Origin of the sequence: Beijerinckia indica subsp. indica ATCC 9039, assembly GCF_000019845.1 — a bacterium.
Taxonomy (GTDB): Bacteria; Pseudomonadota; Alphaproteobacteria; order Rhizobiales; family Beijerinckiaceae; genus Beijerinckia; species Beijerinckia indica.
In genome coordinates, this window is record NC_010581.1 from 2,413,452 (window position 1) to 2,428,175 (window position 14,724).

Consider the following 14,724-nt stretch of genomic DNA (forward strand, 5'->3'; position numbering starts at 1 on the left):
GTCAAGCGACCTCCGAAAGCTGGCCGAACGGAGCGGACCGGACAGAACGTATGCGGCCGTCTTCCATTGTGGCGATATGATCGGCGAAAGGGAAAATGCGGGAATCATGGGTGACAACGATGACCGCGCGATCGGGCGTCACGGCCGCCTCCTTGAGAATTTCCATCACGGTCCGGCCGGTTCCAGCATCGAGCGCGGCCGTAGGTTCGTCACAAACGATGAGACGGGGCGAATGGACAAAGGCGCGGGCGATGGCGACGCGCTGTTGCTGGCCGCCGGAAAGTTGGTTCGGCATTTTGTCAAGATGGTCACCCATGCCGATCCGGGTGAGTATGACGCCAGCCTCCTCCGTCGCTTTCGTGAGGGGCATACCGGCCGCGACCAAAGGAATGGCCGCATTTTCGGCAGCGGTAAGCGCCGGCAAGAGATTATATTGCTGGAAAACGAAGCCGATCATCTTGCGGCGAAAGGCGACTTTTTCATTATCGGGTAATGTGCTGATGGTTTGACCGCAGACCTCGACCGTGCCGTTTGTCGGGCTCATAATTCCGGCGATGATCGAGATCAGGGTCGTCTTGCCACAACCGGATGGTCCGACAAGCATGGTAAGCGCGCCGGCCGGGACATCGAAATCGATGCCATGCAGAATCTCAATGATTCCATCACCAGCGGGAAAGCTCTTGGAAATGCCGCGGCAGCGCACAGCAGAGGATGTGTCATTCATGCCGACTACCCCCTGAAGACAATGGCCGGGTCCACGACCATGACCTTACGGACGCTGGCGAGACTGGCGATGATGATGATCACGAAAACGGCCGCCGCCGTTCCGGCCGCGACCTGCCACGGCAGTTCGAAACCACGCAGGTTAATCGAGACGCGTGAAGTGACTTGGAAGAAAAGAGCACAGAGCCCAATACCGATGGCATAGCCAATGCCGGCGACAACCATCGCCTGCAAGAGAACCATGCGCAGGATCGTCCCATTGGCCACGCCCATGGCCTTGAGCGAGCCGAATTGGCGGAGATTTTCGATCACGAAAAGATAGAAGGTCTGTCCGACTACAGCAGCGCCGATGATGAAGCCAAGCGCGACGGTAATGCCGAAATTGACCGGAATGCCCGTCCGTTTGAGATAATAACCGACCGTCGCCCAGGTGAAATCCCGCCACGTCAATGCCTTAAGGCCAGTCTCGGCGGTGATCTTGCGGGCGAGAGCCTGATGATCCTCCCCCGACTTGGCATGCACCAGGATAAAGGACATTTGCTTGCGCGTGCGGCCGATGAAATTCATCGCGCTGGAATATTTCGTATAGACCACCGGAAATGTGGTGAAAGGCGCCCCAGCATCACTGATCGCAGCAATGACAGCGCGATGATCATTGAGTTCGATCACCTTGCCAAGTTCCGGCTTCTCGCCCGGCCACATGAACTGGAATCCGGCCCTGTCCATGATCATCGCATCTTGTTGCTTCAAATTTTCGACCGAGCCCATAACCATGCGCGGCGTCACACCGATCAGGGTTGCGTCATCGACACCAAGCAGGATCACCTGTTGCAAGAGACCATCGCGTGTATGCGCGACGGTCAACCCTTTGTAGAAGGGAACGGCCCAATCGACGCCATCGACACCGCGCACACGGCCAAGCTCCGTGTCGGTCATCGGCTCGATTTCATCAATATATTCAACGCGCGGATCCATGACCCAGATATCGGGTTCACGCGCGTCGAGGATCTGATTGGCCGTGCGGAGCATCAGCCCGGTGAAGATCGAGATCTGGTTCGACATCAGCATCGTCGAAAAGGCGATGCCGAAGATGAGCCCGATATATTTGGCTCGATCGCCGAACAACATTCTGAGCGCGACGGCGTTCATCTCAAGCTCCTCGCCCAAGCTCTCATCCAAGCGAGATTTTGACCGAACCGTTCGGTCATAAACATTGACGTAAGGGTCTTCCATATTTATGTCAAGACTGACCGAACCGTTCGGTTCATTCAAAGATCCTAAAAAGGATAAAAATCGTGGATGCTCCGATTGCGCCCGCCCCCTCTCCACGCAACGAGCAAGATAATGCCAAGCGGCGGCAGATTCTGGATGGAGCGCGTGAGGTTTTTCTGGCGCAAGGTTTTGACGCTGCCAGCATGAACGAGATCGCGCGCAAGGCAGGGGTGTCGAAGGGCACGCTCTATGTTTATTTCACGAGCAAAGAGCAATTGTTCCAGACAGTGACGCATGAAGCCTGCATGGAGCATGCTAAACATGTGTTTTGTCTCGACCTCGACGACCATGACATCGAAGCCGTTCTCACCCGTCTTGGACGAGGTTTCGTCACCTTCCTGTGCCGTCAAGACTTCCTGTCACCGCTGCGTACTGTCATCAGCATCGCCGATCGTATGCCGGAACTCGGCAGAGAATTTTATGAAGCGGGGCCCTCTTTGGGCATAACGATGCTGCAACGCTATCTCGAACGCGAGGTCTCCGCTGGAAATCTAATGATCGAGGATTGCGAGGTCGCGGCGGCGCAGTTTCTGGATTCCTGCCTTGCCACAATTTTTCGGCCCCTTCTCTTCAATACCGGAACGCCGCTGACCGAAGCGCGGATTAATCATGTGGTTGGAATCGCTGTCCGTGTTTTTCTGGCCGCTTATCGGAATCGGAAATAGAATATCTCCCACCAAAGGAAATGGGAGGAAGAACGATCATGATCGAAATGGTCATTTCTCAGCGTCGGCGCAGCCTCGGCGGTTTCGAGGTGGGCCGTGTCTTGCCCTTCGCACAAAGGCGCATGGTCGGACCTTTCATCTTTTTCGATCATCTGGGACCGCTCGACATGCAGGCCGGCCTGCCCCGTTCCGTCGACGTCAGGCCGCATCCGCATATTGGCCTTTCCACCGTCACCTATCTCTTTGCAGGCGAGATCATGCATCGTGACAGCGTCGGCTCGGAGCAGGCCATCCACCCCGCCGAGATCAATTGGATGACGGCAGGAAGCGGTGTCACCCATAGCGAGCGTTTCGAACGCGCCCGGCGCGAGGGCGATCATGTCCACGGGCTTCAGGCCTGGGTCGCATTGCCGAAGGAAAGCGAGGAAATCTCCGCCTCATTTCATCATTATACCGGCACGGATCTGCCAGTCTGGCAAGAGAATGGCACTTCGGCGCGTCTCCTCGCGGGTGAGGCTTTTGGCGCCAAGGCGAAGGTCGCGACGCTTTCACCTCTCTTCTATATCCATTGGACCCTCGCTCAGGGCACGACGATCGCCTTGCCGGATGAATATTCCGAACGCGCCGCCTATGTCGCAGCGGGCCGGGTCACAATCGAGGGCCGCAGTTTCGGAGTGGGCGAAATGATCCTGTTCAGCGCCGGCTCAGCTGCCTCACTCACAGCGGAGGAACCCTCCCTGGTGATGGGGCTCGGTGGCGAACCGCTCGGCGAGCGTTTCCTTTTCTGGAACTTCGTTTCGTCTTCGAAAGCTCGCCTCGAACAGGCAAAAGCGGATTGGCGGGCCGGCCGCATGAAACTGCCCGACCTTGACCATGACGAATTCATTCCTCTGCCGGAAGAGCCCTCCCCCGCCCCTAATCCCATGTCGTGATCAGCTCTCGCGCTCGCGCCCCAGGGATAGACGACAAACCGCCATCGGCGTAGCGGATACAATAGCAGGGAGAACGACCGCGATTTAGTCTGTTTATCATAATGTGTAGTCGCTGCGCCGATAGGCTGGCGCAGCGATCTACTGGTTCCGTTGTCCTCAACCACCGAGTTTGAGGCTGGACAAAGCCGCTTGTGTTGAGCTCGAAGGTGCTGCCTGAGGCGATGTCGAGACCTTGACAGGGGTCGCTTTGTAATCGCCGTCATTGTCTTTGACCGTGGAACGCCCAGCACCTGGCGTTAAATAATCCCCATCGGCCGCACGCGCGCTCTGCGAAACGGCCGGCGCCTTTTGAGCCACCTGTGTGGCGACGGCAGAACCAATCGAAGATATTGACATGTGGCTGAACCTTTTTCGTGTCGAGGGAGCGGTCGCCATCATGGCGTTAGCGCGGCGAACACGGACGATGTCTACGTGTGGCCAGAGCCAGTCTGAGTCATTCAGATAGGCAAAAATATAATCTAAGACCGTTGAGGATTCGTTGTCGATTTCGCTCAAATTGGTTCTGATCAGAGGACCGTAAATTGAATACTCTCGTATCAATCGCTTATTCAAAGTGATGGTATCCTAACGAAGCCCTTCAGTTCGAATTCTTCGTAGCGCCCTCCTTCAAAAGCAAGGCGCGCTTGCGCTCGACGCCCCAGCGATAGCCAGACAAGCTTCCGTCAGTACGCAAAATACGATGACAGGGGATAGCCACGGCGATCTTGTTAGCAGCGCAGGCTTGCGCCACGGCGCGGACGGCCTTGGGCGCGCCAATCCGCCGGGCGATGTCAGTGTAGCTGGCAGTCTCTCCGAAAGGAACTTCACACAAGGCCTGCCAGACCTTGTGCTGAAACGCCGTACCACGAATATCCAGCGGCAGATCGAGGCCGCGTGCGGGCGTTTCGACGAAACCGACGACCTTGGCGACCAGAGCCTCGAAACCTTCGTCACCGCCGATGAGATGCGCTTTCGGAAACCGCCCCTGCAATTCATGGACGAGCGCCTCCGGATCATCGCCAAGGAAAATGGCACAAACGCCTTGCGCGCTACAGGCCACAAGAAGGGAGCCGAGCGAGGTTTCACCTAGCGCGAAGCGGATTTCGGCCAAGTTGCCTCCTTCTCGGAATGCAGTCGCGGTCATCCCCAACATCTCCTTTGAGGTGGCATAGAAACGGCTCGATGACTGATATCCAGAGGCGTAGATCGTTGCCGTCACACTTTCCTCACCCGCACTGAGCGCTTTGTGGATCTTGTTCATGCGATGGGCAGCGCCATAGGCTTTCGGGCTCAGGCCGGTGATCGATTTGAACAATCGGTGAAAATGAAACGGGCTCAGGCCGGCGGCCTTCGCCAATTGATCCAGGCTCAGTTGCTTCTGCGCCGTTTCAATCCGGCGGCAGGCCGCAACGATCAGATCGGCATGATCGTGCGCGAGCGACGCCTCATGTGGACGGCACCTGAGGCACGGCCGAAACCCTGCTTTTTCCGCGGCCGCGCAATGAGCATGAAAACGGATATTGCCTGGCTTCGCCAGACGTGAGGGGCAGGACGGCCGGCAATAAATACCTGTCGTTTTCACGGAATAGACGAAGGTGCCGTCAAAACGAGAATCGCGATCGACAACGGCTATCCAACGCGGATCATCCTCGATCGGGACGGCGGGCTGTGTACCCCTTGGAAGAGCATGCTGACGCATGATCCTGCTCCTCTTTTCCAGATCATTCTCCATAGCGAGGACAAGATTGCGGCGCACTCCGATTCTTGCTGTCGAATCGACGAAATCACGCCAAAGACGCGCTGAAAAACACTCATTAAACAGCACCTTATGGATTTCGAGCCATTTCCCCGAAATGTGATTTCGGATTTGCCCGCGGCTCATGCTCAATAATCGGCAAAGCCTACGCCTGACTCAGGCGATCCCCCGCGACAGGCGAGACCAAAAGCTGGACGCATCGCCGAGCGCTCCTTGCATTGGACTGATTTTCCTATGTCTCTCGCCGCTTCCGGACAAGCATCCCCATTTTCCGAAACCACCGTCCGCTGGACCGAATTCGCTTTGGCTGTTGGCGGTTTCGGCATCGGCACGGGTGAATTCGCGATCATGGGCCTGTTGCCGAATGTCGCCGAAGATTATGCAGTTTCGGTCCCCGAGGCCGGTCATGTCATCAGCTCTTATGCGCTTGGCGTCGTGGTCGGCGCGCCGATCATCACGGTGATTGCCGCGCGCCTGTCACGGCGTGTCTTGTTGCTCTTTTTGATGGGCCTGTTCGCGCTGGGCAATCTTGCAAGCGCGCTGGCTCCGAGTTTCGGCACTCTGCTCGCCTTGCGTTTCTTCAGCGGCCTGCCGCATGGGGCCTATTTCGGCGTCGCCTCGCTCGTCGCGGCCATGATGGCCGGCCCCGATAAACGAGCCCGCGCGGTCGGCCGGGTCATGCTTGGCCTCACCATCGCGACCCTGTTCGGAACGCCGCTCGCCACCTGGTTCGGCCAGAGCGTCGGCTGGCGCGCGGCCTTTGTGACGGTCGGACTGATCGGCGCGCTTACGGTCGCCTTGATCTATCGATTTGTCCCGGCCGACCAACCCGATAAAGAGGCAAGCCCCTTGCGCGAACTCGGCGCCTTGCGCAATCGCGAGGTCTGGCTGACGCTCGGCGTCGGCGCGATCGGCTTTGGCGGCATGTTCACCGTCTTCAGCTATATCGCGCCCATTTTGATCAACGTCACCGGCATGCCCGCGGCCATCATTCCCTTCGTGCTCTGCGTCTTCGGCATCGGCATGATTCTCGGCAATATTATCGGCTCGCGGCTTTCGGATTGGGCGCTTCTGCCGACGATTGGCGGTCTATTGATCTGGAACGCATTTGTTTTGATGCTTTTCACTTTTACCGCGCCTTATCCTTTCGCCGCCCTTCTCAGCGTTCTCTTCGTCGGCACCAATTTCGCGCTCGTTCCGGCATTGCAAACCCGCTTGATGGATGTGGCGGCCGAGGCGCAGACCCTGGCCGCCGCCCTCAACCATTCCGCCTTCAATATCGCCAATGCTTTGGGCGCCTGGCTCGGCGGCCTCGCCATTGCGGCAGGGTTGGGCTGGACATCAACCGGCTGGGTCGGCGCGCTCCTGGCCCTGGGTGGGCTTGCCGTTTTCGGTCTCTCCCTCTGGCTCGGCCGGTCCGATTCCGAGCCCTTGGAGCCATTGGCGCGGGAAGCTTGATCGATTACATCGCGGTAGACATGGAGAACATCATGCGCGTGCTTATGCGGCAGAGTGCTTTTGCGCTTATCCTTTCGGGCCTTGCCACGCCTGGCGCCCTAGCGGCCGGAAGCCATCTCGTCTCCTCGCAAAAGCTCGATTGGGAGACAGCCACGAAACTCGCCTCGGAAGCGGTGCGGATCTGCGCCGCGCAAGGCTATTCGGTGACGGCTGCGGTCGTTGATCCTTCCGGTCATCAACAAGCCGTGGTCAAAGGCGATACAGTGCCGCTGCAATCCCTTTCCGTCTCCTACCGCAAAGCCTATACCGCCTTTTCCTACGGTCAGGCTTTTGACAAAAATACCACCAGTGAACTCATCAATGCCAAGCTCGCCGGGCCTGAAAATGGCGCGCTGAACACGATACCGGAAGTGCTGTTCGTCCCGGGCGGCGTCACCTTGCGCAAGGCTGATCATCGCGTGATCGGCGGCCTCGGCGTCTCTGGCGCTCCGGGCGGCGATAAGGATGAGGCCTGTGCCAAGGACGCCGTGGCAGAACTCCAGGGAGAATTCCAATAAACCGCCGTCAATTCCTGCAAAGCTCCCTCGTGACCTCCGCCGGCATCGCTTTCTTCTCGGTGGGGTCGGAAAAGAGCCTCGCCAACACGGTCTCGGGCGATAATGTGCCTGTCGGCTCCTTTGAAATCGTCGCGCAATTCCGCGATCCCGGCCCTTCCGGCGTCGCCCTGACGCCCGATGGTCGCCTCTTCATCGGTTTTCCCCGGCATGCGGACAATCACAACAAGGCAACACTCGCCGAATTACGGGACGGAAAGCTCATTCCCTACCCCAATGCGGCGATGAGCCTTCCCTCCGAGGCCAAGCCGTCGGCCAGGCTCGTTTCCGTCCATGGCATGACGACCGACACCCAAGGACGGCTGTGGGTCATTGACGATGGTAAAATCGCCGGCGAGCCCATCGCACCCGGCGCCGCCAAAGTGGTCGGCATCGATCCGGCGACCGATCAGGTTATCGCCAGCATCGTCCTGAAATCTCCGGCCATGCTGCCGGAAAGCCACATGAACGATCTGCGCGTCGATCTGACTCACGGTGAGGCTGGCACCGCCTATATCGCCGATTCCTCGTTTGGGATTAAACCCGGCCTCGTTGTCATCGATATCGCGTCCGGACGGCAGCGGCGTGTGCTCACCACCCATCCTTCGATACGGCCGGAACAGGGCTTCTTGACCATTCTCGATGGCAAACCGCTCCGTTACGATCCTTTGCATCCGACTTTTCCCGTCGGCGGCGTGGACGGCATTACGCTCAGTGCTGACAGCACACGTCTCTATTATGCGCCGCTGACCAGCCGCAGGCTCTACAGCATCGCGACCGCGCTGCTTTCCGATTTCTCTGCAAGCGACGAGGCTTTGGCCGCCGGCGTCGTCGATGAAGGCGAGAAGGGCATGTCCGATGGCCTCGCCACGGACAAACAGAACCGCATCTATATTACCGCGAGCGAACATGATTCGATTCTCCGGCGCGACCCGAACGGGCGCATCGAAGTCGTGGCGCGTGATCCGCGCATCGTCTGGCCCGACGGCATTTTCGCCACGGAGACCCATGTCTATTGCACATTGGGTCAGTGGAATCGGCTGCCCGGTTTCAACGGCGGCAAGGACCTCCGCCAGCCACCTTACCTCCTGATTCGCGTGCCGATCACACCGACGCCGGAACCCCGGCAATAGCTCAAGGAGCCCGTCATCGACCCTGGGTTTGAAACTCTTTATTCCTGTTGGTCGGATCCAAACAAATAATGATTGAAAATATGACGAATAAAAGCGACGGGCCGGTTGCGATGCGATAAAGCCCGCATTATGGTCCGCCAGCCTGCTTCGCGGCAAAGGCATTGGGGCGTAGCCAAGTGGTAAGGCAGCGGATTTTGATTCCGCCATTCGGAGGTTCGAGTCCTCCCGCCCCAGCCATTGTTTTAATTACCTTTTTTGCGCTTTTCGCGCCTGAAAACGCCGATTTTCATGTTTCAACGTGTTGCGGCGATTTCCAACGATTTTCAAAGAAGCGCGGCAATTCCGCGACATGAAATCGCGCTTTGTTCCGGCTACGAATCGATAGGGGCTAATGAAAAACGCCCGCCGTACATCCGGCGGCCTGCGCGCAACAAAAACCCCGCAACCGGTTTTCACCGTGCGGGGCCCGCTCCTTGGCGGCTGTACATCCGAGCGCGCCTTGGAATTGCGATCTAAATAGCCGACACTTGTGTCAAACTGATGTCGTCCTAAAGTCCGTTTTCCGGCTCGCGATCGGCGCCATCCTCGTCGTCTGGGCTGTCTTCCAGATCGGCGTCGCCGTCGATCTCGTCCAGCAGCAGGATCAGCGCCTTGATGACGTCCTCGATCAGCATCCGCATGGCGGGCGTAAATTCGAGCAGGAGAGTTGGGGCATCAGGCGTTAAGGACGCGCCGCCCTCCCAAACAGTCGCAACGCCACTTCTGGCGCCAGACGTGTCAAATCCGGCTATTTCTTATACCCGACATACCAGATACCGATAATTTTGCCGGAGGCGTCTTTTATTGGCTCGTAGCCTGTCGAGTACATCGTTCCGAGGATATCGACGTCACCATAGAAAGGCTTGCCGGCGTTGATCTGAACGATGACCTTGCCCTTCGGGTCCAGGATCGTTCCGGTCGCGCGGCCGTCGCCTTTAGGGACATTGGTCGAAACGCGCACGTATTCGTCCTCAGTCTTCGCAAACAGCGTAGCCGTTCCGCCGTTCTCCCTGGTGACGGCGTCGACGACGCTGAAATCGTTGTTGACCTTGGTTTTGCCGAAATACAAGGCTGCAGCGTTTTTGCCACTGACGGGGTCCATTCCTTCCAGCTTCGGCGTTCCGAGTTTATTGGTCGCCGCTTTCAGGTCAGCCATGGCCTTGGCGACTTTCGTATCAGTCTGGCTATAGCCTGTCGTCGGAATGAACATCGACGCTGCAACGAGGAATCCTGCTGTCCAGGCTAAGTGAAGAAATCGGGCTCTATTCATTTTATCCTCCCTGGCCACGCCTTTTTTGTTTGCGTTATCAATGAATAGCTTTTGACCATTCGAGGGATCACAGATCAGTATACTACCAATCCCCAGATGAACAATGAAAATTCAAATACTAATCAATTGCTCAGGTGAAGACTGCCGCCATGCGGCCTCCGTCGCCTCCGGCGCTAACCGGCCATGGCCGATTCAGATGAAGTGGTTGTGGCCTTTCTCGAGAGTCGACGGCCAAGCTGAATGAACGGTTCTTCGATGAGCCGATGCGCCGCATATCCCAAGAGTATGGACAAGGCATAACTCGCCACAAAAACCAGTAGCCAATGTTCAGGAATATGGAACTTGCGGAACAGGACCAACGCGGCATTGATCGCCAAGGCCTGCAAGAGATAAATCACATAGGTCAGGCTGCCGAGGAACGGGAGGGGTTTCAATCTCAAGAACGTACTGACCGCTTGCGTTTGATTGAACCAGATACTGGCGATCATCAGGCCGGAAAGAGCCGAGATCATCAGATTCCACCAAAGGGGCACAGGGTATAAGACAGAGAGCGTATAGACGGTAACCAGCGCGATGAAGAGTGGAAAGGCCGGAGCGGCGACGCGAAGCCAATCCATCAAGCGCTGATTGCGGCGCACTGTCAGGGCCAGCACAGTGCCAAAACCAAGGCCGAAATAACCGCGGATCAAATCCTCCAGGCTCACGGCAAAGCTCAGAACCACAGTCAGCAGGCAGGCTAAGACGATCATGGTCACGGCACGGTGACGCGGCAAGAACACGACAGCCATGGGCCAGACGAGATAGAACTTTTCCTCGATCCCCAATGTCCAGGCATGAGCGAAAATCGGACCTCCTCCCGGCGGGCGATATTCACTATTGAACGTCAGCAAATAGGGAGCCGCAAATCGGAACGACTCCAGTTTCTCAGGATCATGCCCCGCGACAGCCAGCGCGAGGACCGCGTAAATGAGAATGGTGAGATAATACATAGGCATGATACGGCATATTCTACGAATATAGAATGCGCCGACATTGACGTACCCATTACGCTCCTTTTCCTGAAGCAAGAGCCAGGTGATCAACCAGCCGCTCAAAGAAAAAAAGACGTCAACACCGACACTGCCATTGATAAACCACGGCACATTCTGAATATGATGAAAAACAGTAAAGATGATACAAAATGCACGGACACCATCAAGTTGAGGTCGATATGATTTGTTCGACATGAGGGCCCTTTAAGCATTATATAATATCAGAGACTTTTGGCCGATTTATCTCAATCCTGGATTACAAGCCACAAGAGGTTCAATATACTCTTTCTTTGATGAAAGGGATCTTAAATTTATATGCTCTGGAATCCGGCATATTTAGCCTGAAAGGCTATCCTTTCAAACTTAACGCCCGAGCGCGGCATGAATGAGATCCAGAACCGGCCGTAGTTCATGAAGCTGGACTTGGCCGGGAGCAGAGGCCTCACCGACCATTCCGAATGTCGCCGCCGAGCCGAAAACTTCCCCCGAAAGTCGGGAGACCACCCCCTGCCCCGCCATGGCCATCGTGATCAAGGGACATTCGGCATATCGGCTGTGCATGAGCCATGTCGCATTGAGAAGCTGCAGAACATCGCCCGCGTCTTTAGGCATTGTGGCGATCTTGACGATATCCGCCCCTAAATCCTGCATGGATCGCATACGCGCGACCAGTTCCTCTGCCGGCGCTGTCCCATTGAAATCGTGATTGGAAAGAATAACACCGACCCCCACACCATGGGCAGCATCGATTACTTCACGCACGATCTCATCACCGCGCATGACTTCCACATCGATCAGATCGGGCCGGCCCTCCTGGAGGATTGTCTTGTAAAAATCCACATAGCTCGATCCGTCGAGCGCTGTCATGCCACCTTCCGCCTTGGTTCGGAAAGTCACAATCATCGGCTTGGCATTTTGGATTTTCGCTGCTTCCCGCAAGAGGCCCGCGACACCGCGAGCATCGAGCGCATTCTCAAGATAATCCACCCGCAATTCGATGAGGTCCAGCGTCTTTTCTTCTGAGAGCCGCGTGGCGGACGTCAATGCATCCTTGAAAGTCTTGGCCGTGATGGGCACGATGATCTTGGGTCGCCCCGCTCCGATCACAACATCTTTGACGCTCACCACGCGCATTTCGGCTTTCCATTCAAGCAGACCGGCAACATTCGACAACAATCGCGTCTCCTTGCAACAAAGGACAATTCGACGCGAAGGGATGCAATGCTCGCCGATGAAGGAGATTGATACGGGCTTCGGTGTCTCCAGCATCTGCGATGCTGGAGACCTTTTTGGCTAAGGCTCTATCCCGCAATCTTGGAAAAATCCGCGATGCGATGCACCGCCTGCCGAAGTTCATTCAGCAATTGCAGACGGTTCACGCGAAGTTCCGGCTCGCTCGCATTCACTGTCACATGATCGAAAAAGGCATCGACCGGCGCGCGCAAAGAGGCCAAATTTTCCATGGCTTTTTCGAAGGGAGTCGGGCCTTCAAAAGTTTTCCGACCGATTTCTTCCTCTGCTTTGTACAAATGGGTTTCGGCTTCTTCCCGCATCAGCCGGATTCTTTCCCAAAGGGCGCGTTCTTGTCCCTCGCGTAACAGGCCGGGATCGGCTGGCGCATTAAAAGCACCAACGCCATCTTTCTTTTCCTCAGCCTTCAAAATATTGGCCGCGCGCCTGTAACCGGCGAGCAGATTCTTGCCTTCCTCTGTATCAAGAAAACTCGCCAAGGCCTCGACGCGCGCGACAATGAGGAGCAGATCATCCTGGCCCGGCAAGGCAAAAACCGCGTCAATCAGATCATAGCGCGCACCACGCTCGCGCAGATAAACTTTGAGACGATCGCCGAAAAAGGCGATGAGCTGCCCGATGAGATCCTCCCGAGCGGCCAAAAAGGCCTGCCGCATGTCGATGAAATCTGGATCCTCTGCCCCCGCCTGACCCGAAGCGAGCCAGATTTCGCGCAGCCGCTCATAAGGTTTGACGATGTCGTGGAGGGCAGCGAACGACGCCATATCCTCTTCTCGCTCTTCACCTTCACCGGCGAAACGAGCCTCCAGATAGCGTGATGCGACGGCATGAGCGCTTTTAGCCGGCTCGCGCGCGAATTCCCAAGCCCAAAGGCCGCCTTGCGCCAGTCTGGCAAGTTCGCCCGCATCGGCATCTCGATCATCACGAAGGGTCAGCAAGTTAAAGGCTGGAACCGCCTCGCTGACCCGGACCAGATGCACAAAAACATTTTCCAATTGGCGACGCAGCGGCAGGCGCAGCTTGTTTTCAAGAATGAGCGCGATCACACCGAGCGCCGCGCGGCGCAAAGCATAGGGATCCTTGCTGCCGCTCGGGCGCTCGTCAATGGCGAAAAAGCCCACGAGGCTGTCGAGCTTGTCAGCAAGGGCTACAGCAATGGACACTGGCGCGTTCGGCACGAGATCGTTCGGCCCTTGCGGCTTGTAATGCTCCTCAATCGCCGCCGCGACATTGGAGCTTTCCCCCTGCTTTTGCGCATAATAGCGGCCCATTAAGCCTTGCAATTCGGGAAATTCACCAACCATCTCCGAGACAAGATCGGTTTTGGCGAGTTCCGCCGCCCGCGCCGCCTCGGCCTGATCCGCGCCAACGATCGGGCTGAGATCACGCGCGTTCAAGACCAAGCGCTGTACGCGTTCGCCCTGCGTGCCGAGCTTTTCATGAAACACGATGGTCTCGAGCTTGGGTAGCCGCGCCTCGAGCCGTGTTTGCAGATCCGTCTCCCAGAAAAATTTGGCATCAGACAGGCGGGCGCGCACGACGCGTGCATTACCCGCGACAATCGCCTTGCCGCCATCGCTCGCCTCGATATTTGCGACGAGCAGGAATTTATGGGCGAGACGGCCGCTGACCGGATCCCTCAACACGAAACATTTCTGATTGGCGCGAATCGTCGCGCGGATAACCTCCGGCGGGATTTCAAGAAATTGCGGATCGAATTCCGCCAAAAGGACCACCGGCCATTCGACAAGCCCCGCCACCTCCTCCAACAAAGCCTTGTCTTCTATAAGATCCAGGCCTTGCGCGAAGCTGAGATCACGCGCGTCATGCAAGATGATGTCGCGCCTCCGCTCAGCATCGAGCACCACCTTGGCCTTTTCAAGGGCCGGCAGATAATCGTCGAAACGGCGGATTTTGATGGGCTCGGGCGCCAGGAAGCGATGGCCGAAGGTCGTCTGACCCGCTTCGATCCCTTCGACGGAAAAGGGCACGACATCCGGCTCTTCCGTTTCGGGACCAAAGGTCGCGAGGATCGCATGCAAAGGCCGCACCCAGCGCAAGGCATCGGAGCGCGCCGAGGCCCTGCCCCAGCGCATGGATTTAGGCCAGGGAAAGCTTTTGATAACGGCCGGCAAAATATCGGCCAGGACATCGAGTGCGGGACGGCCTGCACGCTCGATGACCGCGACATAGAAATCGCCTTTCTTGGCGTCTTTCTGAACAATGGCCTGATCAAGTGAGGCGAGGCCAGCGCTTTTCAAAAAGCCTTGGAGCGCGGCTTCCGGCGCGCCGACTTTGGGGCCTTTCTTTTCCTCCCGCACATCGGCTTGGCGGATGGGCAGGCCCGCGACATGCAGCGCCAGGCGCCGCGGTGTGGCAAAGCTCGCCGCACCTTCGAAACTCAATCCCTGTTCGCTCAAAGCCCCGGTCACCAGCCGCTTCAAATCCTCGGCGGCCTGCGCCTGCATTCGAGCGGGGATTTCCTCGGAGAAAAGTTCAAGCAGAAGATCGGGCATTGCGGATTTATCTTGGCTGGAAGCGGGATGAGGCGTGACCCGGGCG

14 protein-coding genes and 1 tRNA gene are annotated in these 14,724 nt (G+C 57.2%); 6 read left to right on the forward strand and 9 right to left on the reverse strand.

Features of this window, described 5'->3' with window-relative positions:
* Position 1: 1 nt before the first annotated feature.
* Together BIND_RS10680 and BIND_RS10685 are read right to left on the reverse strand one after the other, a co-directional pair.
* Positions 2 to 724 carry an ABC transporter ATP-binding protein gene (locus BIND_RS10680; RefSeq protein ID WP_012385089.1) on the reverse strand — a complete coding sequence of 241 codons (723 nt, stop codon included), beginning with the start codon at positions 722 to 724 and terminating at the stop codon, positions 2 to 4.
* A gap of 5 nt (positions 725 to 729) precedes the next feature.
* Complete coding sequence (locus BIND_RS10685; protein WP_012385090.1) at positions 730 to 1,872, reverse strand: ABC transporter permease; 1,143 nt, start codon at positions 1,870 to 1,872, stop codon at positions 730 to 732.
* Between the two features lie 146 nt (positions 1,873 to 2,018).
* On the opposite strand from BIND_RS10685, the gene BIND_RS10690 reads away from it, so the two are divergent.
* Together BIND_RS10690 and BIND_RS10695 are read left to right on the forward strand one after the other, a co-directional pair.
* Positions 2,019 to 2,660: a TetR/AcrR family transcriptional regulator gene (locus BIND_RS10690; protein WP_012385091.1), complete on the forward strand. Its 642-nt coding sequence runs from the start codon at positions 2,019 to 2,021 to the stop codon at positions 2,658 to 2,660.
* 38 nt (positions 2,661 to 2,698) lie between these two features.
* Positions 2,699 to 3,592 (forward strand): pirin family protein, encoded by an 894-nt coding sequence (locus BIND_RS10695; protein ID WP_012385092.1) that lies wholly within the window; start codon positions 2,699 to 2,701, stop codon positions 3,590 to 3,592.
* 156 nt (positions 3,593 to 3,748) lie between these two features.
* On the opposite strand, the gene BIND_RS21310 is transcribed toward BIND_RS10695, so the two are convergent.
* Together BIND_RS21310 and ada are read right to left on the reverse strand one after the other, a co-directional pair.
* Positions 3,749 to 3,988, reverse strand: a complete 240-nt coding sequence (locus BIND_RS21310) for a hypothetical protein (protein ID WP_148210612.1) — start codon at positions 3,986 to 3,988, stop codon at positions 3,749 to 3,751.
* A 241-nt stretch (positions 3,989 to 4,229) separates the two neighbouring features.
* Positions 4,230 to 5,330, reverse strand: a complete 1,101-nt coding sequence (ada, locus tag BIND_RS10705) for a bifunctional DNA-binding transcriptional regulator/O6-methylguanine-DNA methyltransferase Ada (protein WP_012385094.1) — start codon at positions 5,328 to 5,330, stop codon at positions 4,230 to 4,232.
* Between the two features lie 291 nt (positions 5,331 to 5,621).
* On the opposite strand from ada, the gene BIND_RS10710 reads away from it, so the two are divergent.
* The 4 genes from BIND_RS10710 to BIND_RS10725 all read left to right on the forward strand — a co-directional run bounded on the left by BIND_RS10710 (position 5,622) and on the right by BIND_RS10725 (position 8,808).
* Positions 5,622 to 6,845, forward strand: coding sequence for an MFS transporter (locus BIND_RS10710; protein ID WP_012385095.1), 1,224 nt, complete (start codon positions 5,622 to 5,624; stop codon positions 6,843 to 6,845).
* 32 nt (positions 6,846 to 6,877) lie between these two features.
* The gene (locus tag BIND_RS10715) at positions 6,878 to 7,402 is read left to right on the forward strand and encodes a GlcG/HbpS family heme-binding protein (protein ID WP_012385096.1); all 525 of its coding nucleotides are present in this window, start codon (positions 6,878 to 6,880) and stop codon (positions 7,400 to 7,402) included.
* A 29-nt stretch (positions 7,403 to 7,431) separates the two neighbouring features.
* Positions 7,432 to 8,571, forward strand: a complete 1,140-nt coding sequence (locus BIND_RS10720) for an L-dopachrome tautomerase-related protein (RefSeq protein ID WP_012385097.1) — start codon at positions 7,432 to 7,434, stop codon at positions 8,569 to 8,571.
* A gap of 162 nt (positions 8,572 to 8,733) precedes the next feature.
* Positions 8,734 to 8,808: transfer RNA gene (locus BIND_RS10725), tRNA-Gln, on the forward strand.
* Positions 8,809 to 9,119: 311 nt separating this feature from the next.
* Here BIND_RS10725 and BIND_RS22185 read toward each other — a convergent pair.
* From BIND_RS22185 to glyS, 5 genes are all read right to left on the reverse strand, one after another.
* Complete coding sequence (locus tag BIND_RS22185; RefSeq protein WP_012385098.1) at positions 9,120 to 9,251, reverse strand: hypothetical protein; 132 nt, start codon at positions 9,249 to 9,251, stop codon at positions 9,120 to 9,122.
* Positions 9,252 to 9,358: 107 nt separating this feature from the next.
* Positions 9,359 to 9,880: a Cache 3/Cache 2 fusion domain-containing protein gene (locus BIND_RS10735; protein ID WP_012385099.1), complete on the reverse strand. Its 522-nt coding sequence runs from the start codon at positions 9,878 to 9,880 to the stop codon at positions 9,359 to 9,361.
* Positions 9,881 to 10,053: 173 nt separating this feature from the next.
* Positions 10,054 to 11,106: an acyltransferase family protein gene (locus BIND_RS10740; protein WP_012385100.1), complete on the reverse strand. Its 1,053-nt coding sequence runs from the start codon at positions 11,104 to 11,106 to the stop codon at positions 10,054 to 10,056.
* Between the two features lie 168 nt (positions 11,107 to 11,274).
* The gene (gene aroD, locus BIND_RS10745; protein ID WP_202944748.1) at positions 11,275 to 12,084 is read right to left on the reverse strand and encodes a type I 3-dehydroquinate dehydratase; all 810 of its coding nucleotides are present in this window, start codon (positions 12,082 to 12,084) and stop codon (positions 11,275 to 11,277) included.
* Positions 12,085 to 12,212: 128 nt separating this feature from the next.
* A complete protein-coding gene (gene glyS / locus BIND_RS10750; RefSeq protein WP_012385102.1) occupies positions 12,213 to 14,678 on the reverse strand; it encodes a glycine--tRNA ligase subunit beta in 2,466 nt (821 codons plus the stop codon).
* Positions 14,679 to 14,724: the final 46 nt, after the last annotated feature.